This is a genomic window from Frankia sp. RB5 (assembly GCF_059816245.1).
Map to the genome: position 1 here is coordinate 168,723 of NZ_JCBATA010000004.1, position 21,472 is coordinate 190,194.

Below are 21,472 nucleotides of genomic sequence, written 5' to 3' on the forward strand. Positions count from 1 at the left end.
TTCGGGGGAGCGGGGGTGCGGTCGTGACCATGGTCGCCGCCGGGGCGCTGCTCGGTCTGCTGGTGGGGATCGGGCTGGTCGTCATCGTCTACCGGTCGCCGCGGGCCCGGCGCATCCAGCTCGCCGACCGCGTCGATCCCTACCTGCGGGACACGCCGCGTCCGTCGCGGCTGCTCGCCGACCGACCGCGCAGCAGCGCCCGGCCAGGCTTCGCCGCCGTCGAGGCGCTCCTGCGGCCGCTGCTGGCGGATGTCGCCGCGCGGCTGGACCGGTTCCTCGGCGGCCGGGCGGCCCTGCAGCGCCGTCTCACCCAGGCGGGCGGGCGCACCAGCATCGACGAGTTCCGCGTCCAGCAGGTCATCGCCGCGGTGTGCGGCGCGCTGCTCGGCGCGTTCCTGCTGGCCCTGCGCGCGCTGCTCGGCATCGGGCCGCCCGCGCTCGTCAGCGTGGCGCTCATCGTCGCCGGTGCCGCCGGCGGTGTCGTCGCCCGCGACTACTGGCTCACCCGGGCCATCGCCGAGCGCGAGGACCAGATGCTGCTGGAGTTCCCCACGATCGCCGAGCTGTTGGCGCTGGCGGTGACGGCCGGCGAGTCGGCCATCGGCGCCCTGGAGCGGGTCGGCCGGCTCACCCATGGCGAGCTGGGCCGCGAGCTGCGCCTGGCGCTCGCCGACGCCCGCGCCGGTGCCACGCTCGTGCAGGCGCTGGAGGGCATCGCCGCGCGCACGGCCCTCGCGCCGCTGACCCGGTTCGTCGACGGCATGGCCGTCGCGATCGAGCGCGGCACCCCGCTGGCCGACATCCTGCGCGCCCAGGCGATGGACGTCCGCGAGGCCGGCAAGCGGCAGCTGCTGGAGGCCGGTGGCCGCAAGGAGATCGCGATGATGATCCCGGTCGTGTTCCTGGTGCTGCCGACCACGGTGATCTTCGCGTTCTATCCCGCCCTGGTGAGCTTCACGGTGATCGCCCAGTGAGCGCGCCAGGAACGAGACGCGGTGGTGGGCCACCCGCCCGGGTCTGGCCTGCGGGGCCGGACCCCGCGGTGGGGCGTTCCGACCACCGGTGGCATTCGGCAGCCTTGGAGGAGGGGACATGGGACGACGTATCGGGCAGGCCATGACGGCGAGGTTGCTCGCCTGGCGTGCGGTCGGCGGGGGCGCTTCCCGCGGCGGCCGGGACCGCGACCGGGGTGACGTCCCCGGCTGGGTGATGATCACCGTGATGACGGCGGCGCTGGTGGTGGCGATCGCGACCCTGGCGACGCCGGCGTTGCAGAACCTGTTCAACTCGGCGATCAACTCGGTGTCCGGCGTCGGCGGTGGCGGCGGCAAGTGAGCCGGCGGCCGTAACGGCCGCCGACGATCCCGCCGGCGTCGGTGCCAGGGCCGAGGCCGGGGCCACATCCAATGCCGGTGTCGAGCCCGATGCCGGTGCCGGTGCCGGTGCCGGTGCCGATGTCAATGTTGATGTCGGCGTCAGGGCCGACCTGGGCGCCTCGGCCGACGTCGGCGCGGACGTCGAGGTGGAGGGTGAACCAGCTGACGCGGGATCAGCCGTCGTCGAGTTCATCCTGGTCGGGACGCTGCTGCTGTTCCTGTTCCTTGGCATCCTGCAGGTCGGGCTGCTCCTCTATGTCCGCAACACGCTCGCGGCCGACGCGGCGGAGGGCGCCCGGCACGCCGCCAACCTCGGCGTCCCGGCCGGCGACGGCGGCCCCTACGCCCAGGCGCTCATCGCCCGGACGATCCCCGGCCGCTCGGACACCACCTGCACCGGGACCGACGTCGACGGACCCGACAACACCCCGCTCGTCCAGGTGACCTGCCGGGTCGTCGTGCCCCTGGTGCTCGTCCCGCTCGGCGACGGCGTCACCCTCACCGTCACCGGCCATGCCGTCAAGGAGCAGCCGTGACAGCGACGTCACGAGCACGGCGGGGATGGCGCTCGGCCGCGGCCGCCTGGTCGGCGATGGTCTGGGGCCGCGATCCCGGCCCGGGCCGGACGGCTGGTGCGGGACCGGGAGCGGGGCCGATGGCAGGCTTGGGGGCCGCTCGCGGGCCGGGCCGCGACGAGGGCTCGGCGATGATCGAATTCGTCGGACTGTCGATCGTGCTGCTCATCCCGTTCGTGTACCTGTTCCTGAGTGTGTTCGCGGTGCAGAAGTCCGCGTTCGGCGTGACGCAGGCGGCCCGTGAGGCCGGCCGCGCGTTCGCCACCGCCGACAGCGAGACGCAGGGCGCCGACCGCGCCCGACTGGCCGCCGAGCTGGCCCTGCGCGACCAGGGCGTCTCCGGTGAGCCGCAGATCCACTTCGCCCCCGCGGGCGCCGACTGCGGCGCCGGCAACCCCGGCGACGGCGCCGAGACCCTCGAACCGGGCGCGTCCTTCGTGATCTGCGTCCGCACCGTCGTCGCCCTGCCCGGCACCGGCGCCCTGTTCGCCGGCATCACCGACGTCACCGTCAACGGCCAGTTCACCGTCGTCATCGACCAGTTCCGCGCCAACCGCCAGAACCCCGAGCCCTAGCAAGGGGCTCCTGCGTCTCCGCATTGCGATCGCCGCGTTCGGCCGGCGGAGGCGGGAATCCGGGGTTCCGGCGGCGTGATGCCGGCGGCGCGGAGGGCGGGGCCGACTTCCGCACGCGACTCGTCCGCCCGGATTGGGCTGCACTTCGAGTCGTTCGCCTGCCGAGCCCGTGAATGCGATTTTCGCGACAGATTCGTGGCCGGTGGAAGCGATGGTCCTGTTACGCTTCATTCGTGGGCCGGAGCGGGCCTGAGGCGGTTCCCGTCCGGTCGTCGGCTATGACAAACGGGGGTTGTCAATGCTGCGCCGTCAGTTCTCCATGCTTGCTGTCATCTCCATGGCGTGCGTCGCATCCTTATCGGGATGCGGAGGCGGAAAATCGTCGCCGTCGCCGGTGACTCCGACGGTCGCGGCGATCAGGCCGAAACCGACCCCGGTGGCCTCCTGCCCACCGCTGCCGGCATCGCGTCCGGCGCCCGCCGCTGTGCCGGTGACGGTGGCCGGTCTGTCCGTAGACGGCCTGCAGCCGGACGCCGAACGAGTCGTGACGACGTACGGCGGCCGACGGCACACCCTGACGGGAAAGGTCGTGGGATCGATCCCCGCGGGGGTGCAGCTGTGGGTCATGACGAGTCCGCCGCATCTGCAGAACAGGTACCTGCAGGGGCGGATCGTCCCCGGGCGGGACGGTGCCTGGAGCGTCACGGTGAACGTCGGGCGTACGGACGACCAGCCGCAGAAGTTCCCCGACCCGGTCACCATCTTCGCAGTGTCGGATCCGGTGGGCTCCTATCTTCTGCGCTGCGGCGGAACGGTGGATCAGAATCCTGTGATCCCGCCGGGTCTTCCCTTCACGAAGCTCGGCATGGTCACGATTAGGAAGCTGACTCGCTGACGAGATCCTTCAGCTGTGGGGCGGTGCCGTCGGACGGCCCGAGGAGGGTTCGTGGCGCGAGTCTTTGTCAGTTACACCGAGAAAGCGGATGGCGGGCGGGCCCGGGAGATACTCGGCTGGCTCAGGGAGGACGGGCACGAGCCGTTTCTCGCCGCCGATCGCGGTCACGGAATGCGCCCAGGTGACGCCTGGCGAGATCGAATCGCTCAGGAACTGCGGGCCGCGGACGCGGTGGTCTTCGTCGTGACCCGGGCGTTCAACGCGTCGATCTGGTGCAACGCCGAGGTGGGCATGGCTGTCCTGCTGGGTTGCCGCCTGCTTCCGCTGCGCGTCGAGGCCGGGGTGTCGAGCCCGCTGCTCGACGAAGTGCACTACATCGAGTGCCACGACGATCCGGTCTCCGCACGGCATGCCCTGGACGGCGAGCTGCGGGCCATGGGAGGTGGCTACACCGGCTGGCGCGGCAGTAACCCCTATCCCGGCCTGCACCCGTTCTCCACCGAACACGCCAGGACCTATTTCGGCCGCGACGTCGAGATCCGCGATGCTCTCCGGCTGCTGCGTGCGCCGACGGGATCGACTCCGTCGCTGCTGGCCATCGCCGGACCCTCCGGCTGCGGCAAGTCCTCGCTTCTGCGCGCCGGACTGGTCCCCGCGCTACACGCGGAATCGGCGTGGGTGCTGACCAGGGCCTGGCAGCCGCTGGACGATCCGCTGGACGGCCTGGCGCACACGCTCGTGGCCGCCGCGCGCCAGCTCGGCGTCGACTGGTCGCTCGCCCGCGTCCGTTCCGAACTCGACGAGCCGGACGATCTGGGGTTGCGCCGGCTGGCCGCGGAACTGTTGCTCACACGCCCCGAGATCTGGCACCGGCACCTCGTCCTCGCGCTTGACCAGGCCGAGGAGTTGTTCACCAGGGCTGCGGCCGAGCGGCGATCGCGCCTGGCGAGGCTGATCGCCGGCGCGCTGGCCGGCCCGGTGCGACTGATGGTGACCATCCGGTCGGAGTTCCTCGACGACCTGCGCGACATGACCGAACTCGCGGATGTCACGATCCACCCGTTCCTGCTTGGTCCCCTCTCGCCCGCGATGCTCCGCCTCGCGATCGAGGAGCCTGCGCGGCTGGCAGGGTTGACCTTCGAGCGGGGACTCGTCTCCACGATGGTCGCGGAGACGGAGACCGGCGAGGCCCTGCCCCTGCTGGCCTTCACCCTGCGCCAGCTGGCCGAGGGGCGGGCTCGGGGCACGACGATCCCGGCCGCCCGCTACCGGGACCTCGGCGGGGTGTCCGGCGCGCTGGTCGGCGGCGCCGAGCTGGCCCTGGCGACCGCCGCGAGCGCCAGCGGGCTCACCGCCCGGCAGATCCTCGTCTGCCTGCTGCGGCTGGTCACCCTGGACGAGTCCGGTCGACGGAGCCGACGCCGGCTGCGTCGCGCGGAGTTCAGTGACAGCGAGCAGAAGGCTCTCGACACCTTTCTCGAACGCAGGCTGCTGACCGGTGACGCGAGCGACGACGGCGACCGCTGGATCACCCCCACACACGAGGCGCTGCTGACGCAGTGGGCGTCACTGGATCTGCTCATCATCGAATGGTCGACGGCGCTGTCCAGAACGCGCGCGATCGAGCGTGCCGCCGCCGAATGGCACGCGGCCGACCGCGCGGAGACGTACCTCTGGGGCCAGCCGCGGGTGGACGCCACGATGGTCGAGGTGCTGGGTCCGGGGACACCCGTGTCGGAACACCCGTCCGAGCCGCCCGCACCACGACTTGATTCGCTCGCGGAGGAGTTCGTCGCCGCCTGCCGCGATCGCGCGCGCCGAACCGCGGAACAGCAGGCCCGGGCCGGCCGCCGTCTTCGGCGCCTGCGGATCAGCTCCGCCGGCGTCCTCGCCGCGACGCTTGTCGCCCTGCTGGTAGCCGCGATCGCGATCGACCAGGAGCGGGCCGCGACCTCGGCGCGGCGCACGGCCGTCGCCCACCACATGGTCACCGAGGCGGATGCCCTGCGCACGCGGGATCCGGAGGGTGCCCTCAGCTTCGCCGTCGCCGCCATGGCACTGAAGGACGATGACGTGGCGCGCGCGTCTCTCATCAACACGCTGACCGCGAGCCGCTACACCGGCGGCCTGAGCGGTATCTACGCCGGCATCGAGGGAGCGTCCGTCCTCGCGCCGTCCGGACGCGTCCTCGCGGCGAGCCGCCACGGAGAGATCTCCCTGCGGCGCCTTGTCGACGGTGCCTCCGGGAAGCCGTCGCCGCTGTGGCGGATCCCGGGAACGGTGTATCTCAACGCGATGGCGTTCAGCTCGGACGACGCCCTGCTCGCGTCGGCCGATCAGCAGGGCACCGTGCGGATGTGGGAGGTCACTGGGTCCGGGCCACCGCGGCCCCTCCTGAGCGGCTCCTGCGGCGGCGGAGCGCCCGCCAACGCCATCGCGGTCAGCTCGCACCCCGGACTTCTCGCGGCGGGTTGTGGCGACGCCACCGTTGTCCTCCTGACGCCCGGCGGGCCTGCGACGGGTGTGCGGCTGGGAACGCGGCAACCGAGTGGCGGTGGCGCGGTCAGGGCCATGGCGATCTCGGCGGACGCGACGGTCCTCGTGTCCGCCGACGGGAGCGGAAGGATCTCCGGCTGGAACGTCGCGGATCCCGCCCACCCGGTGCCGACGGCCTCGCTGGCCAGTCCTGTCGGCGCGGTCAGCGCGCTTGTCCTCGCCGCTGACCGGACGACGGTCGTGCTCGCCGGTGAGCGAGGCACGGCCGTGCTCACCGGCCTCGGAACGAACGGCCGACCACCGTCGGTGCACCTGCTGCCGCGCCCGTTCGGAACGATCCCGAAGGCACTCGCGCTCACTGTCGACGCGCGGACCCTCGCCGTCGGGAACGACGAGGGAACGATCGAGATGTGGGACGTGGCAAAGCCCGATCGGCCACACCTGCTCGCCTCGCTGAGGCCGTCCGCCAGAGCCGTCACGACGATGACCTTCACCTCGAGTGGCGACCGGCTGCTCACCACCGATCCGCTGAGTGGCGTGGTGACCACCTGGCGGGTCGCGGACCCCGGGGAGGTGGTCGAGCGTTCTCCACGGCTCGCGGTCAACACGAACTCGGTCTACGCCCTCGAGTTCGCGCCGGGAAACACGGTGCTTGGCGTCGGTAGCGACGACGAGACGATCGCCGCCTGGGATCTCGGGAACTCCGCGCAACCGCGGATCCTGGGCGGCGGGCGTCAGAGAAGCCCCGGTGGACGGGTGCGATCGATCGCGTTCGCGCCCGGAGGTGGCCTCCTCGCCACCGGCAACGAGAACGGCAGGATCATGCTGTGGGAGCTCAGGCCCCACCAGGCGCCCCGCCTCCTCGGTCGGCCGCCGGAGGTGCATCAGAACTTCGTGGACGACGTGGCGTTCTCGCCCGACGGCACGATCCTCGCGTCGGCCAGCGACGACAACACGGTCCGCCTGTGGGACGTCCGGAATCCGGCGCGGCCCACTCTCCTCGCGGTGCGTACCGAGCCGCACGCCCAGGTACGCGCGGTGGCCTTCTCCGCCACCGGTCACATGCTCTTCGCGGCCAGCAACGACGGGACCATCCTGGAATGGCGGCTCCCCGCCAGCCGGGAGCGCCACCCGGTCCTGATCCGGAAGCTGAGTATCGGCGGGCAGGCCGACGGCGGCTCCGCGGACCTGCTGAACTCGGTCGCGTTCTCTCCGAACGGTGAGTTCGTGGCCGCCGGATATCCGACCGGTGAGGTGGCGGTCTTCGACCTGCGCAGACCCGGGAACCCGCACCGTGTCGTGCTCACCGACCTGGGCGGCTCGATCCAGTCGGTGCGCCTGTCCGGTTCTGCCGGCGGCATCCTCGCGGCCGGGAACGACAAGGGTCTCGTCGCGCTGTGGGATCTCACCGATCCGGCGACGCCGAGGCCGCTGTCCAGCCCGCTTCCCGGCCCGTCGGGCTCGGTGGTCGGACTGGCCTTTTCCCCGGACGGCCGGACGCTCGTGGCCGGTGGTGATCGGGAGGTGGCTCGATTCGACCTCACCGCGCTGCAGAGGCTGCGGGCCGATCCGCTGCCCGTCGCCTGCGCGCGGGGAGCCCACGGACCTGACCAGGGAACCTGGGCCTTCTACGCCAGTGGCATCAACCAGCCGCCCGTGTGCGCGGGGAAACCACACTGACCTGAGTCCGCCTTCACTTCTCGAACAGGTTGTGTCCTGGTTGCGACATTGGCTGTGGTGGGGAGGCGGTTAGGGTTGTTCGCGACGAGCGTTCGGATACAGGGGACAGCTGTCCACGGGGGGCGGTTGGCCGGGCGCGCGCCGAGGAGTTGGCCCATGGCCCGACCTGAGCGTCCGCTTCCGTCATATCCCGGTCCGGTTCGCGATTTCGCGGCTTCGTTGCGCGAGCTGCGCCAGCAGGCTGGTTCGCTGTCCTACCGTCAGATGGCGGTCGAGGCGCATTTCTCGCCGGCGCACCTGGCGCGGGCGGCGGACGGCCGGGCGCTGCCTCGCTGGGAGGTCGCCCAGGCCTATGTGCGAGCCTGCGGCGGCGACGTCGACGAGTGGCGTGTCCGCTGGGCGGCGGCGCGCCAGGCGGTACTGGCGAGGGCGCTCGAGGACGCCAACGGCCTGCCCGCCCCGGCACCGTGACGTCCTCGCGGCGCGGCGAGGACCTGGATCAGTGGCCGTCGACGCTGAAGTGCCAGGGTTCCGAGCCGTCGACCAACGGGTGCAGGCCGAAGCGCGGCGCGTTGGTCGCCAGCCAGAAGTAGGCGAGGGGCGTCGGGCTGCTGAAGTCGACCGCGAGGCCGAGTTCGTGGCGGGAGGTGCCCGGGATGGCGGTCGGCGGACTGCACGCGGCCGCTGGTTCTCGCCAGACCTGGTCGTCGGACGGCCCGCAGTTCTGTCGGCGCAGGGCGATCTGCACGCCGATGTCCCGGTAGCCCTGGCCGCACAGCGCCACTCCGGTGGGCCGCTCGGCGGCGAGGAGTCGCGCGAGGTCGGCCGCGATGGACACGGACACGACGATCGACCCGCCGCTCGGGCAGGCGACGGCACGCAGGTCGACGCTCCCGCCAGTCGTCGGCCCGGGCATGTCGGGTAGCGGCGTCTGGCCTTCTCCTGCCAGGCCACCCGGTGCCCTCGGATTCGGGGTCGGGGCGGCCGCGGCGGTGGTCGCAGGGATGACGAGGGCGCAGGCCACCAGGGCGCAGATCGCCGCGATGCCCGCGGCGAGCCGTCGGGGTCTCATCGGGTCCCTTCGACGCGGCATCGACTGGTTCGCCTACGTTGTCACGGACGTGCGTGCCGTCCGGTTCGAACCAAAAGGTATCGATGCCCGCCGTTGTTCTCTCCGAGGTCGCGGTGCCCCGCGACGGGAGCCGCACCATTGCCGGCGTGGCCGATCCGGCCGGGGTGGGGTGGCCGTGTTCCCCGGCGGTTGGCGGTCCCGTTACCTGGTGCTTGCTGTCCGGGCACGTTGCTGCCGCGCGAGTGAATCGGCCAAACGGGGCCGTAGGATCACGAATTGTGCCACGTGAGACGTTCGGTCTTGCATCAGACGCTTTGAGAATTTCCTTTTCGGGGCTCGGGGAGTGACGGCCGAGGCGGCCCGGCTGGCTGCGGCCCTGCCCGCTTACACGGTCGGCGAGGAGATCGGCGCAGGCGGATTCGGCCAGGTCTTCGCGGGCTGGCACAACAGCCTGCATCGCGATGTCGCCATCAAGGTGCTGGACGCTCGCGGGCGCGGCACAGCCATCGGCTCCGTCACCGAGGCGCGGATCCTCGCGAAGCTCGACCACCCGCACATCGTCAAGGTCTACGACTACCAGGAGGTCGATGATCTCCATCTGATCATCATGGAGAGGCTGGTGGGCGGCACCCTGAGCCGATACCGGGGACGGCTGAGCCAGCTGGATGCCTGTGCCGTCGGCGTCGCGGTCGCCGGCGCGCTCGCCTGCGCGCACGCGCACGACATCCTGCACCGCGACATCAAGCCGGACAACATCCTCTTCGACGGCAGCGGTGTGCTGAAGGTCGTCGACTTCGGGATCGCGAAGCTGGTCCGACACGCGCCAACCACCATGAGCGCGGTCGTCGGCACCCCGCTCTACATGCCTCCCGAACAGTTGGAGAAGCGGCCGCTCACTCCCGCCGCCGATGTGTACGCGCTCGGCGTGGTGCTCTACCAACTGCTCGCGGAGCCGCCTGACGGGCCGCGCGCGGACGGGCCGATGCGGATGTTGTGGCGGGAGCACGGGGAGAACCGGCTGCGCCTGCCGTCGCGGGTGCCCAGCCCGGTCGCCCGGGTCGTGCTGCGCGCCCTCGCCGCCGATCCCGCCGTGCGACCGCGGTCGGCGAGGGAGTTCGCGATCGAGCTGGCCCGGGCCGCCGCCCGCGGGTACGGACCGGGTTGGCCCGCGCGCGCTGACCTCGCGGTCCGCATCGACGATGACGATGTGCGCGACGCCGCGCAGGCACCCGTGGAGCCGCCCGCCTGGCCCGGCCCGCCGACCTCCGCGGTGACCAGCGGGGTGGGGCGCCGCGTGCAGGTGGCCGTGCCCGACCTCGCCGCGGCGCCGATCGAAGCCCCCGTGTTCGGCCCGCCCTCGGTTTCGCCCTGGTCCTCGTGCCTGCCCGCGGATTCCGGTCGCCGAGGCGCGTGGCACGGTGTCAGCGGCGAAGGAGCCAGCGATGCGGGGCTCGAGCCGAGCCCCGGGCGTCTGGCCGACGGGCCGCCTGCCCCGGCGCGGCCCGGTTCGTCCGAGCAGCCTGGCTCGTCCGAGCAGCCTGGCTCGTCCGAGCAGCCTGGCTCGTCCGAGCAGCCTGGCTCGTCCGAGCAGCCTGGCTCGTCCGAGCAGCCTGGCTCGTCCGAGCAGCCTGGCTCGTCCGAGCAGCCTGGTTCGTCCGAGCAGCCTGGTTCGTCCAGGCGGCTCGGATGGTCCAGGAAGCCCGGTCGTTGCGGCCGGCGGCGCCTCGTCCGGCTGTCCGTGGGAGCGGCTGCCGCCGCCATCCTGATCATCCTCTGTGTCTGCTACGGCGGCCGGGCCGGCGGCGGCGCCCCCGCCCTGTCCGCGCCGTTGACCGGTCATACCGACTGGGTGACGGCGCTGGCCTTCTCGCCGCGTGGGAACGTGCTCGCGAGCGGCGGCAAGGACGGCACGGTGCGGCTGTGGGACGTCAGGGACCCGGCCCGCGCCCGGCCGCTCGGTCCGCCGCTGCCCGGGCGCTCCGCCGGCGTGCTCGCCGTCCGGTTCTCGCCGGACGGGGATGTGCTGGCCAGCGGCAACTGGGACGGCTCGGTACGGCTGTGGGACGTGCGCAACCCGGCACGTCCGCGGCCGCTGGCGACGACCCTGCCCGCTGCCAGCGCGCCGGTGACGCTGCTCGCGTTCGTCTGGGGCGGGACGCTGGTCGATGGGAGCAAGGACGGCCGGCTGCGGCTGTGGGACGTCGCGGACCTCGCCCGGCCGCGCCTGCTCAGCACTCTCGCCGTCGGTCACACCGACATCGGCTGGACCCGGCCGATGATCGGCGTGGACGGCACGCTGCTCGCGAGCCCGGACGACGACGGGCCCGACCGCACGGTGCGGCTGTGGTCGACGATCCAGCCGAACGCCCCCCGCGAGCTCACCCGGGTCGTCACCGGTGCGTCCGGCAGCATCTACGCGCTGGCGATCTCCGCGGACCTGCGTACCCTCGCCGCCGGCGGCAAGGACACGACCGTGCGGCTGTGGGACGTGACCGACCCCTCCGCGCCGCGCCTGCTCGGCGCCCCGCTGACCGGGCACGGGAGCACCGTGTGGACGGTGGCGTTCTCGCCGGACGGGAACGAGCTGGCCAGCGGGAGCTTCGACAACACGGTGCGGTTGTGGGATCTCCGCGACCGCGCGCATCCTCGCCCGTTGGGGTCGCCGCTGCGCGGACACACGGACTTCGTCGAGGTTGTGGCGTTCTCCCCGGATGGGCGGGTCCTGGCGAGCGGTGGGAAGGACGCCACGGTGCGGCTGTGGGCCGTGCCGGCTGCCGCCGCGGACCGGTAGCGCTGATCGACCGCCGGCGCGACGCCGACCGCGTCCGGCGCCAGGTCCACGCCTGCTGCCAGGCCTGATCGCGCGATGGGCGGACCGTTGCGACCGGGTCTCGGGCGATGCGCGCGTCGTGGACCTCCATCGAGCCGTCGAAGGTTTCGCCGCCGCCGGAATTCGGCGAAGAGGTGGTAGCCGCATCGTGTTGGTGGTTGGTGGTCGTTCTCCCCCGTATGGCGCCTGCGTGCTGGTGTTGTTCGTGATGTACGTATCCAGGGGGGAGGGGCATCCGCGGCCGGGCCGCGGCTGGATGAATGAGGCTGTTGATGCGGGTGTTGCTGGTCGAGGACGATCACGGCGTAGGCGGGGCGATCAGGGACGTGCTGGGTGCGCGGGGGCATGCGGTCGAGTGGGTCACCCGGGGAGCGGACGCGCTGTTGCGCCACCGGGGCGCCGACCTGCTGCTGCTCGATCTCGGCCTGCCGGACATCGGCGGTCTGGAGGTGCTGCGCAGGCTGCGCCGACTCGCCGCGACCCCGGTCCTCATCCTCACCGCGCAGGGCACCCACGAGCGTGACGTCGTGCGCGGCCTGCGTCTCGGCGCGGACGACTATCTGCTCAAGCCGGTGCGGATGGACGAACTGCTGGCCCGGATGGAGGCGGTGCTGCGCCGCACCGCCCGGCGGGACGCCGACGGCCCCGCCCCGAGCCGGGTCCAGATCAACGACATCGCCATCGACCTGGACACCCATCTCGTCACCGTCGCCGGCGAGGAGGTGGTGCTGACCAGGATCGAGTTCGAGATCCTGGCGGTCCTCGCCCGCAAGGCGGGCACGGCGGTGAGCCGGGAGCAGCTGCTCGACGAGGTGTGGGGCGACGCGTACGTGGCGGTGTCGCGGACCTTCGACGTGCACCTGTCGAAGCTGCGCAAGAAGCTGGGCCAGCCGAGCCCGCTGCACAACATCCGCGGCTTCGGCTACCGGCTGGGCGACTGAGGTGCGTAGACGGCTGCTGATCGTGCTGTTCGCGGCCGGCCTCGCCGCGCTCGCCGCGTTCGCCGTCCCGCTGCTGTACACCACGTCGGCGGAACGCACCGACCGGTTCGTCAGCCGGCGAAACGCGGACATGAACCGCTTCGCCGAACTCGCCATGACGGGCTCCGACCAGCTCGAACCCGAGGTCGACGCGCACGCCGACCTGTACGGCGACGCCGTCACCGTCGTGGACGCCGCCGGCCGGCCGCTGGTGCGCCGCGGTGACCTCGGGGGCCAGGCCGCCGCCGAGGTCGACCTGGCGATCGACGCGGCGCTGCGCAACCAGCGGCAGGCCAGCGTCCCGGACATCCGGCCGTGGTCCGCGGGACGGGTGGTGTTCGCCCGCCCGGTCGGGGACGGCGTCGAGGTGTCCGGCGCGGTGGTGCTGCTGTCCAGCCAGCGGCAGGCGGCCTCGGACGTGGGCCGGGTCTGGGGGCATGTCCTGCTCGGCGTACTCGCCTTCGCGGTGCTGTTCGCGACGGTGATGCTGGTGCTGGTCCGCTGGGTGCTGCGGCCGATCACCCAGCTGGAGCACGGCCTGCGCGCGGTCGGGGAGGGGGTGCTCGCCGCGCACGTGCCCCCGAGGCAGGGTCCGAGCGAGGTGCGCACGCTGCTCGCCTCGTTCAACCGGATGTCCGCCGCGGTCGCCGAGTCCGCCCGCCGCCAGCGGGCCCTGATCGACGACACGTCCCACCAGCTGCGCAATCCGCTGATGGCGATGCGGCTGCGGATGGACATGCTCGACGGCTGGCTGCCGGACGGGGCGCGGGACACGTACACCTCCATGGTCACCGAGGCCGGGCGGTTGCAGGTGCTGCTGGACGGCATGCGGGCGCTGGCCGTCGCGGACGCGGCCGCCACCGAGCTCGCCGCCCGCCCGCCCGCCCCGGCCTCGTGCGACGCGAGCGCGACGGTGCGGGAACGCATCGAGTTCTGGCGGCCCGCCGCGGTGAGCCGCGGGGTGAGCCTGGTCGACCGGGTTCCGCTCGACTCGGTCCCACTGCGCTGTACCGACGTGGATCTGGAGCAGATCGTGGACGTGCTGCTGGACAACGCCATCAAGTACGCGCCGGGGAGCATGGTGACGGTCACCGTCGAGGCCCGCTGGCCGAACGGGCGCGGGCGGGTCACGGTCGCCGACGACGGCGCGGGCGTGCCGGAGTCGGAGCTGCCGCATCTGACCGAGCGTTTCCGCCGCGGCCGGCAGGACGTCGCGGGTTCCGGGCTGGGCCTGGCGATCGCGGAGCGGCTGGCGACCAATCACGGTGGCCGGCTGATCTTCGTCACCCAGGTTCCGCACGGACTGGCGGTGGCCGTGGACCTGCCCACGGCGGAAGGCGCGCGCCCTCCGGCGCTGGGCTTCGGCGGGTCGTTGGCGGACTCGGTGCGGGCGGACACGTCGCCGACGATCGTGCTGCCGAGCCTGCTGCGCCGTCGCCGCCGTCGCTCACCCGGCGACGACGCCGCGTCCGAGGCGGCAGGCCGACCGGTGGATCGACCTGTGGATCGACCTGTGGACCGTGCTGGTGCCCTCGGGGACGCGTTGTGAGGCTGTCGCGGCGCGCGGTGCTGCTCGGCGCCGGTGCGGCTGCGCTCGGCGTGGCCGTTGACGGGGTCACCTCCTCCTGCTCGTCCCACGACCGGACGGTGTCGATCGCGGCGGGTGAACCGGACGGCTTCTACATCGAGTTCGCGAATCTGCTGCGGCCGTTCCTGCACGCCCGGGTGGTGCCGACGCTGGGCAGCGTGCAGAACATCCGGGCTGTTGACAGCGGCTCGGCGGATCTCGGGCTCGCCCTGGCCGATTCCCTCGACGCGGCCCGCACGGGCGCGCCCGCTTTCGGCCCCGCCGTCACCCTCTACGCGCTGGGACGGGTGTACGAGAACTACATGCAGCTGGTCGTGCGGGCGGACAGCCCGGTGCGGACGGTGACGGATCTGGCTGGCCGATCGGTCTCACTGGGCGCCAACGGCTCGGGGGCGGCGCTGTTCGGCGAGCGGCTGTTCGCCACGGCGGGCGTCGTTCTCGGCCAGTACCGACACCTTTCGCTGAAGGACGCCGTCGGGGCGCTGCGTGACAACCTGATCGACGCGATGCTGTGGTCCGGTGGCGTGCCCACCGAGGTGCTCGCGGAAGCCGACCGGGCCTGGGGTATCCGCCTGATCGAGCTCGGCGGCTTGGTGCCGGAGCTGCGCCAGCGGTTCGGTCGGTACTACAACGAGATCGCCCTGCCGGCGGGCATCTACCGGTCGGCCGATGCCGTGCGGACCGTCGGCGTGCCGAACCTGCTGGTCACCGGTACGCACACGTCGGACGACACCATCCGGGAGACGGTCCGCGTGCTGGTGGAGCACGCCGGCCAGCTCGTGCCGAGACAGGCTCGGGGCACGCAGTACCTCGACGTCGGTAACCTGATCAACACCGGGCCACTGCCGCTGCACCCCGCGGCCGCGGACGCCTACCGGGAGCTGCGCGGCTGAGACGCCCATCAGCGGGTCCGGCGGTTGAACATCAGGCCTGCGCCGGCGGCCGACACGGCGATGATGCCGAGGCTCCAGAGCACCGCATGCCACGCGTCGCTGCCGGCGGTACCACCGGTCAGCTCGGCGCGGACCGTCTCGATGACGGTGTTCACCGGCTGGTTGGCGGCGAATCCCCGCAACCAGCCGGGCATCGTGTCGATCGGGACGAACGCGCTGCTCGGGTAGGCCAGGAAGCTGATGAAGAAGGTGAACCCGTTGGCCGCCTCGGGGGAGCCGGCGAGGATGCCGATCGTCGCCGACAGCCAGGACAGCGCCAGCACGAACAGCGCGAGCACTCCGACGGCCACCAGCCATCCCCGCACCCCGGCGGACGAGCGGAAGCCGATCGCGAACGCAACCCCGAACACGATCGCGGTGGACACCAGATTGCGCGCCACGCTGGCGACCACATGCCCGCACAGCAGGGTGGCGCCCGACACGTCCATCGAGCGGAACCTGTCGATGACGCCGGTGGACAGGTCGTGGGAGACGACGACCGCCGTCTGCGCCGCCCCGAACCCGGCGCAGATCAGCAGAACGCCCGGTACCACGTAGTCGACGTATGCGACACCGGTGCGCAGCGCCCCACCGAACAGGTAGACGAACATCAACATCAGCATGATCGGCAGCGCCAGCGCCATGATCAGACCGTCCACCGAGCGGATCGACAACCGTAGCCCGCGGCCGATCATCGTGCCCACCTCGCCAGCCGTGCCGGCCAGGGAGGGGCGGGACGGCGGGCGGGCGATGCGCGGTTCGAGGACCAGCTCAGACACGAGCGCTCTCCTTGGTGGTGGTGCCGGGCTCGTCGGGAGTGGCGGCCGGGTGACCGGTGAGGACGAGGAAGACGTCGTCGAGGGTCGTGCCGTGCAGGTCGAAGTGGGCGACGCCGTCGCGGTCGGCGTCGATCTCGTCGAGGAGCGCGCGGACCTGGGCGGCCGTACCGTCGGTGGCGATGCCAAGGGTGCGACGCTGGGCATCCACGGCCAGGGCGCGCGGGCCGAGGCCAGTGACGATCGCCGTGAACGCCTCGGGGCCGACAGTGGTGGCCAGTTCGACGTCGAGGCGCTGCCCGCCCACCGACTCCTTGAGCATGCGCGCGGTTCCCTCGGCGACGAGCCGGCCGCCGTCGAGGAGCGCGATCCGATCCGCCAGCTTGTCCGCCTCTTCCAGGTACTGCGTGGTGAGGAAGATGGTCACGCCACTGGCGGCCAGGTCGGCGACGGTCGCCCACACGGCCGCCCGGCTGCGGGGATCGAGCCCGGTCGTCGGCTCGTCGAGAAAGAGGATCTCGGGCTCGCCGGCAAGGCTCACGGCCAGATCCAACCGGCGGCGCATCCCGTCCGAGTAGGTGGCGACGCGGCGCCGGGCGGCGCTCGCCAGATCGAAGCGCTCCAGCAGCTCGGCCGCGCGGCGGCGAGCCTCCCGGGCCGACAGCCGCAGCAGCCGGCACATCATCCGGAGGTTCTCCTCGCCCGTCTGCATCTCGTCGAGCGCCGCGTACTGGCCGGTCAGGCTGATGCGCCGGCGCACCTCGCGGCGCTGCGCGACGACGTCGTACCCGGCGACCCGCGCCGACCCGGCGTCCGGGCGGGTCAGCGTCGACAGGATCCGCACGGTGGTGGTCTTCGCGACCGCCATCGTCGCCCTGTTCGGCGTCGTCGCGGCGGCGAGCCGCCTGGCCCGCCGGCCCGCCCTGGCCCTGCTGCGGGAGCTCTGACCGAGGACCGCCCGGCTGTGGCGGAGCGCCGGCCAGCCGGACGGGATCAGGCGAGGATGTCGTGCAGCCGGCCCGGGACTAGGCCGGCCGCGCGCAGGTTCGCGACGATCCGGGGAAACGCGCGGACCGTGCCCGGATACCCGAAGTGCAGGCTCACGATCGAGCCGGGCAGCACCCCGGCCCGCACCCGGGCGACAACGGCATCCGCGCCGGGCGACGTGTAGTCGAGCGGGTCGACGTCAAAACCAACTACGGTGCGGTACCCGGCGGCACCTGCCTCAGCGAGGATCAACGGCGTGGCGTCGCCGCCGGACGGCCGGAAGTAGCGGCCCTGCGTCGGCGCGAGCCGCGCCAGGACCTCACGGCAGCCGACGATCTCGGCCGCTATCCGGTCAGCCGGCAACATCGCCAATGTCGGATGCGTGTAAGTGTGGTTCGCCAGCTCGTTGCCGCAGGCGAGGATGACCCGGACAAGCTCCTCATGCCCCGCCAGCCAGGCGCCGACCGCGAACACCGTGATCGGGGCGGACAGGCCGGCGGCGTCGGCGAGGAGCTGGTGCGCGAGCGCGAGGTCCTGCCCCGCCTGGTGCGGACCGAGATGAAAGGTGAGTGCCACCTGGCGCCGGTCTCGCGGGCCATGCGAGACCGCCACCGCGGGGCTGCCCGCACGCGATGGCGGCCCGGTCGAGTCGTCGCCCGGTGGCGTGGTCGGCCGGGACCGCACCGGCGTCTCTTGGGCGGGCGGCCCTGAGTCGGCCGCCGGAGGGGCACGGTCCGGCCTCGGGGTGGAGCATGCCGCCAGCGCGGTGGCCGCCGTGCCGGCGAGGAGGACCCTGCGGCTCAACCACGGGTGCTCTTCGCTCGACGCCACCGTGCCCCCTCGTCGACGGCCCGGCGCCGGCCGGCCGAGCCTCGCCAGCCTGCCCCCGGCCTCATGTGAGGACGATGTGCCGGCTCAGCGCCCGGCGCCGGGGATCGGATGCCGCCGGCCCAGGTGACGAGCACGGACGGTCCTCACATGCGGGTCCACGCAGACTTTCGGTCCAGGAACCGCCATGACGACAACGGCGACCGGCCACGCGGGCGTCAGGGGGGCCGCCGATGCGCGCGACGCCTGACGGGTCGATGCGCCCACCTGCCGCGCGGCCGGACAGGTACGGAAGGACCCGCCTGCTGGTCGCCGCCTCGTCAGGAGTCGCGCTGATCGCACTGACGGTCGCCGTCTTCCTTCGGGGCGGGACACCGACCGCGTTCGACCTGAGCCTGCATCGATGGCTCGTCGACCACCGAGGTCCCGCGTTGTCCGACGCCGCGGTCGCGGTGTCGGACACGGACACCGGCGTCTGCGCCTATGTTCTCGCCGCGATGGGCGGTGCCGCGGCGGTGGCGCGCCGGCCCCGGTAGTGGCTGGGTGGCGTCGTCGGAGCGGCGGCGCTGGCCGTGGGCCAGCTGATCCGGGCCGCCTTCGCGTACGCGGGCGGCAGGGCGCGGCCCGCCAGACCGATCCGACGACCAGCCTTGATCGCGCGACAATTCCCGGATAAGACATGAATTCCGAACGGGCGAATTCCTAAAATTATTCGTTCACATCTTGCTAACATTTTTTCACGCCTACGGTTCACCCGCGGGTGCAGATGATGTCAGCCGGTCCCTGGGGATTATTATGCACCGGGAACATGGCACCCGAAAAGGACATCGATCGCACCGTCACCGGGAGGCTCCATGACGAAAATGGACGCAGCGGACGACGTCGTCGACGCGGGAAGATATGTGGTGAAAAAACTGCCGGAAATCACGGCGATATTCTGGGTGATGAAGATCGCCGCGACGACGCTCGGGGAGACCGCCGGCGACCTGCTGGCACAGACGCTCCGCCTCGGATATTTCGTGACGACGGTGCTGCTCGTCCTCGTCTTCGTCGGCACGCTCGCCGTCCAGCTGAGGTCCAGGGCATACAACCCGCTGTTCTACTGGACGGTCATTCTCTCGACCAGCACGGCCGGCACCACCATCTCCGACTTCATGAACCGCGACGCCAGCGACAAGTATCTCGCCAAGGGCACCGAATCGCTGGGCTGGGGGCCACAGGGCCTCGGCCTGGGCTATCCGGCCGGCGCGGCCATCCTCATCTCCCTGCTGATCGCCGTCTTCATCGTGTGGCGGCGCACCGGGCTGACCTTCGCCATCCGCGACATCGACTCCCTCCCCGGTGAGAGCCTCTTCTGGTCGGCCATTCTGGTGTCGAACACCCTGGGAACCTCCATGGGTGACTTCCTCTCGGACAGCTCCGGCCTCGGCTACGCGGGAAGCGCGACGCTCATTCTCGGCCTCCTCGGCGTGCTGCTGGCGCTCAGGTACGCCCCGGCGGTGTCGAACGTGCTGCTGTTCTGGCTCGCGTTCGTGCTCACCCGCCCGCTCGGCGCCACCGTCGGCGACCTCCTGACGAAGCCGGCGGCCAAGGGCGGGCTCGCCCTCGGCACGCTCGGGTCGTCCGCGGTCCTGCTCGCGCTCCTGCTCGGCCTCATCGGGCTCGCCCACGCGCAGGAGCGCCGCCGAGTGAGCGCCGCCACGGCGAACCCGGCGCCGATCAGCGTCGTCTGACACCTCGTCTCGACGGGTACCGCCGCCGGGCCGGCCCGCCGTCGACGCGACCGGCCCTACGCGCCGCTCGGATCCGGCTCGCAGCCGTCCGCCGCGGTCGCCTGGTCGAGCCGCGGAATGGGGATGGCGAAGACCATCGCGACCGCCGTCGTCACCGTGGTGCTTGCCGGTGCGTCGAGCACCAGCACCGCGGAGCTGGAGGTCGCGCCGCCGTAGCGGGCCGCGATCTGGGTGTTGGCCGTGTACGCCGACTCGCGCACGTGGTTGGTCGACTGCAATCGGCTCGACACCGTCGGAGCGACAACACGCCGACCACGGTGATTCCGTCAGCCGCCCAAGGACGTAGACAGCGCGGTCAGCGCCTGCTTCTCGGTGGCGGGGTCGGGGTTGGATGCCCGCAGTGCGGTCAGGGCGTCGTCGATCCGGCCGTCGAGGAACGTCCAGGCGTTGCTGTCCAGAGGCTTGAGCTTGGACTGATCGTCGTCCCAGGTCGTCTCGAGATCCTTGATCCGGGCCGTGGCGCCGTTCTGGTCGCCCGCGTTCACCTTCTTGAGCGTGTCGTCGGCGATCGTCTTGAGGCTGGCTACATCGGCCGCTGGGAAGTGGGCGACTGCCTGGGCGGGTGTGAGCTGGATGTTGTTGGAGGCCGATCCGCCGCCCTCCTCCGCGGCGAGCGCAGACGTGTGCGGGATCTGTGAGGTGTGGTGGAGCAGGAGCCCGGCCGCGATCGCGGCCACGACGTAGAGGCTGAGGGCGAGTCGCTCTCTGCTGGGGCCCGCGCCGTGGACGTCGGTGTCCGGGGCCTCCGACTCGGGGATGACGTCCGCCTTCGACCAGGTGAGGTAGAGGACGGTGGCTCCGATGGCGACGAGGAAGATCACACTGGTGAGAGCGGTGCCGAGGCCCAGGCCCTGCTCGGACTTCGGGGTCGCGAACCAGTCGCCGATGTTGGCGCCCAGCGGCCGGGTGAGGATGTAGGCCAACCAGAAGGCGAGCACCGGCTGCCCGCCGAGCCGCCAGGCGACGACGACGATGGCGATGAGGGCGGCCGGGAGCAGGACCGACTTGCCAGGGCCCCAGCCGCTGAGTTCGAGGGTCCAGTCGCCGGCGGCCGTGCCGAGTGCGAAGGTCACCAGGACCGCGAGCCAGTAGAACGCCTCGCGGGGCGTCGAGGTGATGCTGTGGATCGACAGGGTGCGCTCGCGCGCGTACCAGATGCCGAAGACGATCGCCAGGAGGACAGCGAACACCGTGGTGCTCACCTTCAGCGGAACGCCCTGGCTGTCCGTGAGGATGTCGGTGTAGAGCGTGCCGGTGATACTCACGACCACGACGGTGAGCCAGTAGGCCAACGGCACGTATCGGCGGAGTCGCATCTGCACGAAGAGCGCCGCGGCCAGCACAGCGGTGAAGATGAGCGCCGTGTTGGTGAGGCCGACGCCGAGCGTCGTGTTGATCCAGTCGGCGAAGCTCTCGCCGACGGTCGTACACAGGATCTTGATCACCCAGAACCAGATCGTGATCTCGGGGACCTTGTTCAGCATCGCGCGCGCCTGGGAGGAGGGTGGGCGCTCGGTCAGTTCGGTAGTCATGTGCGGCAGCATCGCGAAGTGATCCTGCAATCAACCTGTACGAGTGTCGGCCCGGGCTCCGGAACCAGCTGGGCGCGCAGGGCCGTGAAGATGGAGAAGTGCACCGGAAGGGTCGCGTCCCACTTCCCTGAACCATTCGGTACCAAGCACCCAGCTCCGGATCGGCCTCGGCAGGCGCAGCAGCAGGGCGAGCGTCCGGATCGTGTTGCCGCCTTCGGCCTGAGCGCCGTGCGCTCTGAGCGCCCCGAAGCCTCGTATTCCGTATCAACTCGAGGGTGTGGCGGGTCAGCGCGGCGTCGTTGTCTGCCAGCAGTCCCTCGTGCCGATGACGGATGAAGGACGCCACTCCCGACGCCGCGTGCGCGACGACGGGCAGGCCGACCGTGCGGGCCTCGAGCGCTGCGATGCCGAATGAGCCTTTCCCGGTAATCTTTCGTGGCGTTGCGTGACATCAGCGTCGTGGCGTGGTGTTGGGTGTTAGGCGGTCCTGCGGTACTCGGTGTGGAGGATGACGAGGGCGGCTTTCGCGACGAGTCCGATCTTCCAGGGGTCGATCG

The 21,472-nt window shown here is 71.8% G+C and carries 19 protein-coding genes and 1 pseudogene; 13 read left to right on the forward strand and 7 right to left on the reverse strand.

Annotated features, from left to right (window positions below; genetic code table 11):
* Nucleotides 1–23 precede the first annotated feature (23 nt).
* The 7 genes from AC6EXY_RS03490 (at nt 24) to AC6EXY_RS03520 (ending at nt 8,068) form a co-directional block, all read left to right on the forward strand.
* Nucleotides 24–974 (forward strand): type II secretion system F family protein, encoded by a 951-nt coding sequence (locus AC6EXY_RS03490; RefSeq protein ID WP_101833485.1) that lies wholly within the window; start codon nt 24–26, stop codon nt 972–974.
* A 118-nt stretch (nt 975–1,092) separates the two neighbouring features.
* Nucleotides 1,093–1,335, forward strand: a complete 243-nt coding sequence (locus AC6EXY_RS03495) for a hypothetical protein (protein ID WP_101833484.1) — start codon at nt 1,093–1,095, stop codon at nt 1,333–1,335.
* A complete protein-coding gene (locus AC6EXY_RS03500; RefSeq protein WP_499816672.1) occupies nt 1,319–1,912 on the forward strand; it encodes a TadE/TadG family type IV pilus assembly protein in 594 nt (197 codons plus the stop codon). The genes AC6EXY_RS03495 and AC6EXY_RS03500 overlap by 17 nt, the downstream gene beginning before the upstream one ends.
* A gap of 170 nt (nt 1,913–2,082) precedes the next feature.
* Nucleotides 2,083–2,526 (forward strand): hypothetical protein, encoded by a 444-nt coding sequence (locus AC6EXY_RS03505; protein ID WP_101833483.1) that lies wholly within the window; start codon nt 2,083–2,085, stop codon nt 2,524–2,526.
* Between the two features lie 490 nt (nt 2,527–3,016).
* Nucleotides 3,017–3,421 (forward strand): hypothetical protein, encoded by a 405-nt coding sequence (locus tag AC6EXY_RS03510; RefSeq protein WP_133150799.1) that lies wholly within the window; start codon nt 3,017–3,019, stop codon nt 3,419–3,421.
* A gap of 51 nt (nt 3,422–3,472) precedes the next feature.
* The gene (locus tag AC6EXY_RS03515; RefSeq protein ID WP_165818553.1) at nt 3,473–7,597 is read left to right on the forward strand and encodes an nSTAND1 domain-containing NTPase; all 4,125 of its coding nucleotides are present in this window, start codon (nt 3,473–3,475) and stop codon (nt 7,595–7,597) included.
* Between the two features lie 156 nt (nt 7,598–7,753).
* Nucleotides 7,754–8,068, forward strand: a complete 315-nt coding sequence (locus AC6EXY_RS03520; protein WP_101833480.1) for a helix-turn-helix domain-containing protein — start codon at nt 7,754–7,756, stop codon at nt 8,066–8,068.
* Between the two features lie 28 nt (nt 8,069–8,096).
* On the opposite strand, the gene AC6EXY_RS03525 is transcribed toward AC6EXY_RS03520, so the two are convergent.
* Entirely contained in the window at nt 8,097–8,669 is a 573-nt protein-coding gene (locus AC6EXY_RS03525; protein ID WP_165818552.1) for a M15 family metallopeptidase, read from the reverse strand.
* 343 nt (nt 8,670–9,012) lie between these two features.
* On the opposite strand from AC6EXY_RS03525, the gene AC6EXY_RS03530 reads away from it, so the two are divergent.
* From AC6EXY_RS03530 to AC6EXY_RS03545, 4 genes are all read left to right on the forward strand, one after another.
* Complete coding sequence (locus AC6EXY_RS03530) at nt 9,013–11,460, forward strand: WD40 repeat domain-containing serine/threonine protein kinase (RefSeq protein WP_499816673.1); 2,448 nt, start codon at nt 9,013–9,015, stop codon at nt 11,458–11,460.
* Between the two features lie 311 nt (nt 11,461–11,771).
* A complete protein-coding gene (locus AC6EXY_RS03535; protein WP_101833478.1) occupies nt 11,772–12,440 on the forward strand; it encodes a response regulator transcription factor in 669 nt (222 codons plus the stop codon).
* A gap of 1 nt (nt 12,441) precedes the next feature.
* Nucleotides 12,442–14,028 carry a sensor histidine kinase gene (locus AC6EXY_RS03540; protein WP_499816674.1) on the forward strand — a complete coding sequence of 529 codons (1,587 nt, stop codon included), beginning with the start codon at nt 12,442–12,444 and terminating at the stop codon, nt 14,026–14,028.
* Nucleotides 14,025–14,960, forward strand: a complete 936-nt coding sequence (locus AC6EXY_RS03545; protein WP_101833477.1) for a TAXI family TRAP transporter solute-binding subunit — start codon at nt 14,025–14,027, stop codon at nt 14,958–14,960. Before AC6EXY_RS03540 ends, AC6EXY_RS03545 begins: the two co-directional genes overlap by 4 nt.
* An 8-nt stretch (nt 14,961–14,968) precedes the next feature.
* On the opposite strand, the gene AC6EXY_RS03550 is transcribed toward AC6EXY_RS03545, so the two are convergent.
* From AC6EXY_RS03550 to AC6EXY_RS03560, 3 genes are all read right to left on the reverse strand, one after another.
* The gene (locus AC6EXY_RS03550) at nt 14,969–15,778 is read right to left on the reverse strand and encodes an ABC transporter permease (protein WP_243407864.1); all 810 of its coding nucleotides are present in this window, start codon (nt 15,776–15,778) and stop codon (nt 14,969–14,971) included.
* Nucleotides 15,771–16,619 carry an ATP-binding cassette domain-containing protein gene (locus tag AC6EXY_RS03555; RefSeq protein ID WP_499816675.1) on the reverse strand — a complete coding sequence of 283 codons (849 nt, stop codon included), beginning with the start codon at nt 16,617–16,619 and terminating at the stop codon, nt 15,771–15,773. Before AC6EXY_RS03555 ends, AC6EXY_RS03550 begins: the two co-directional genes overlap by 8 nt.
* A gap of 149 nt (nt 16,620–16,768) precedes the next feature.
* Nucleotides 16,769–17,446, reverse strand: coding sequence for a polysaccharide deacetylase family protein (locus tag AC6EXY_RS03560; protein ID WP_499816676.1), 678 nt, complete (start codon nt 17,444–17,446; stop codon nt 16,769–16,771).
* 377 nt (nt 17,447–17,823) lie between these two features.
* Here AC6EXY_RS03560 and AC6EXY_RS03565 point away from each other — a divergent pair, with 377 nt between their 5' ends.
* Entirely contained in the window at nt 17,824–18,126 is a 303-nt protein-coding gene (locus AC6EXY_RS03565; protein WP_133150798.1) for a hypothetical protein, read from the forward strand.
* A gap of 318 nt (nt 18,127–18,444) precedes the next feature.
* Nucleotides 18,445–19,323 (forward strand): COG4705 family protein, encoded by an 879-nt coding sequence (locus tag AC6EXY_RS03570; RefSeq protein ID WP_101833474.1) that lies wholly within the window; start codon nt 18,445–18,447, stop codon nt 19,321–19,323.
* A gap of 56 nt (nt 19,324–19,379) precedes the next feature.
* Here the strand turns inward: AC6EXY_RS03570 and AC6EXY_RS03575 are convergent, their stop codons facing one another.
* The 3 genes and pseudogenes from AC6EXY_RS03575 to AC6EXY_RS03585 form a co-directional block, all read right to left on the reverse strand.
* A complete protein-coding gene (locus tag AC6EXY_RS03575; RefSeq protein WP_101833473.1) occupies nt 19,380–19,601 on the reverse strand; it encodes a hypothetical protein in 222 nt (73 codons plus the stop codon).
* Between the two features lie 48 nt (nt 19,602–19,649).
* Nucleotides 19,650–20,915 (reverse strand): COG4705 family protein, encoded by a 1,266-nt coding sequence (locus AC6EXY_RS03580; RefSeq protein ID WP_243407862.1) that lies wholly within the window; start codon nt 20,913–20,915, stop codon nt 19,650–19,652.
* A 256-nt stretch (nt 20,916–21,171) separates the two neighbouring features.
* Nucleotides 21,172–21,345 (reverse strand): annotated as a pseudogene (locus AC6EXY_RS03585) (glycosyltransferase); the annotation flags it as partial.
* Nucleotides 21,346–21,472 lie beyond the last annotated feature (127 nt).

Bases quoted from the DNA above. Each gene is read 5' to 3' on its own strand.
- AC6EXY_RS03495 (WP_101833484.1), top strand. From the start codon at position 1,093: ATGGGACGACGTATCGGGCAGGCCATGACGGCGAGGTTGCTCGCCTGG.
- AC6EXY_RS03505 (WP_101833483.1), top strand. From the start codon at position 2,083: ATGATCGAATTCGTCGGACTGTCGATCGTGCTGCTCATCCCGTTCGTG.
- AC6EXY_RS03520 (WP_101833480.1), top strand. From the start codon at position 7,754: ATGGCCCGACCTGAGCGTCCGCTTCCGTCATATCCCGGTCCGGTTCGC.
- AC6EXY_RS03525 (WP_165818552.1), bottom strand. From the start codon at position 8,669: ATGAGACCCCGACGGCTCGCCGCGGGCATCGCGGCGATCTGCGCCCTG.
- AC6EXY_RS03535 (WP_101833478.1), top strand. From the start codon at position 11,772: ATGCGGGTGTTGCTGGTCGAGGACGATCACGGCGTAGGCGGGGCGATC.
- AC6EXY_RS03565 (WP_133150798.1), top strand. From the start codon at position 17,824: ATGCGCGCGACGCCTGACGGGTCGATGCGCCCACCTGCCGCGCGGCCG.
- AC6EXY_RS03570 (WP_101833474.1), top strand. From the start codon at position 18,445: ATGACGAAAATGGACGCAGCGGACGACGTCGTCGACGCGGGAAGATAT.
- AC6EXY_RS03580 (WP_243407862.1), bottom strand. From the start codon at position 20,915: ATGACTACCGAACTGACCGAGCGCCCACCCTCCTCCCAGGCGCGCGCG.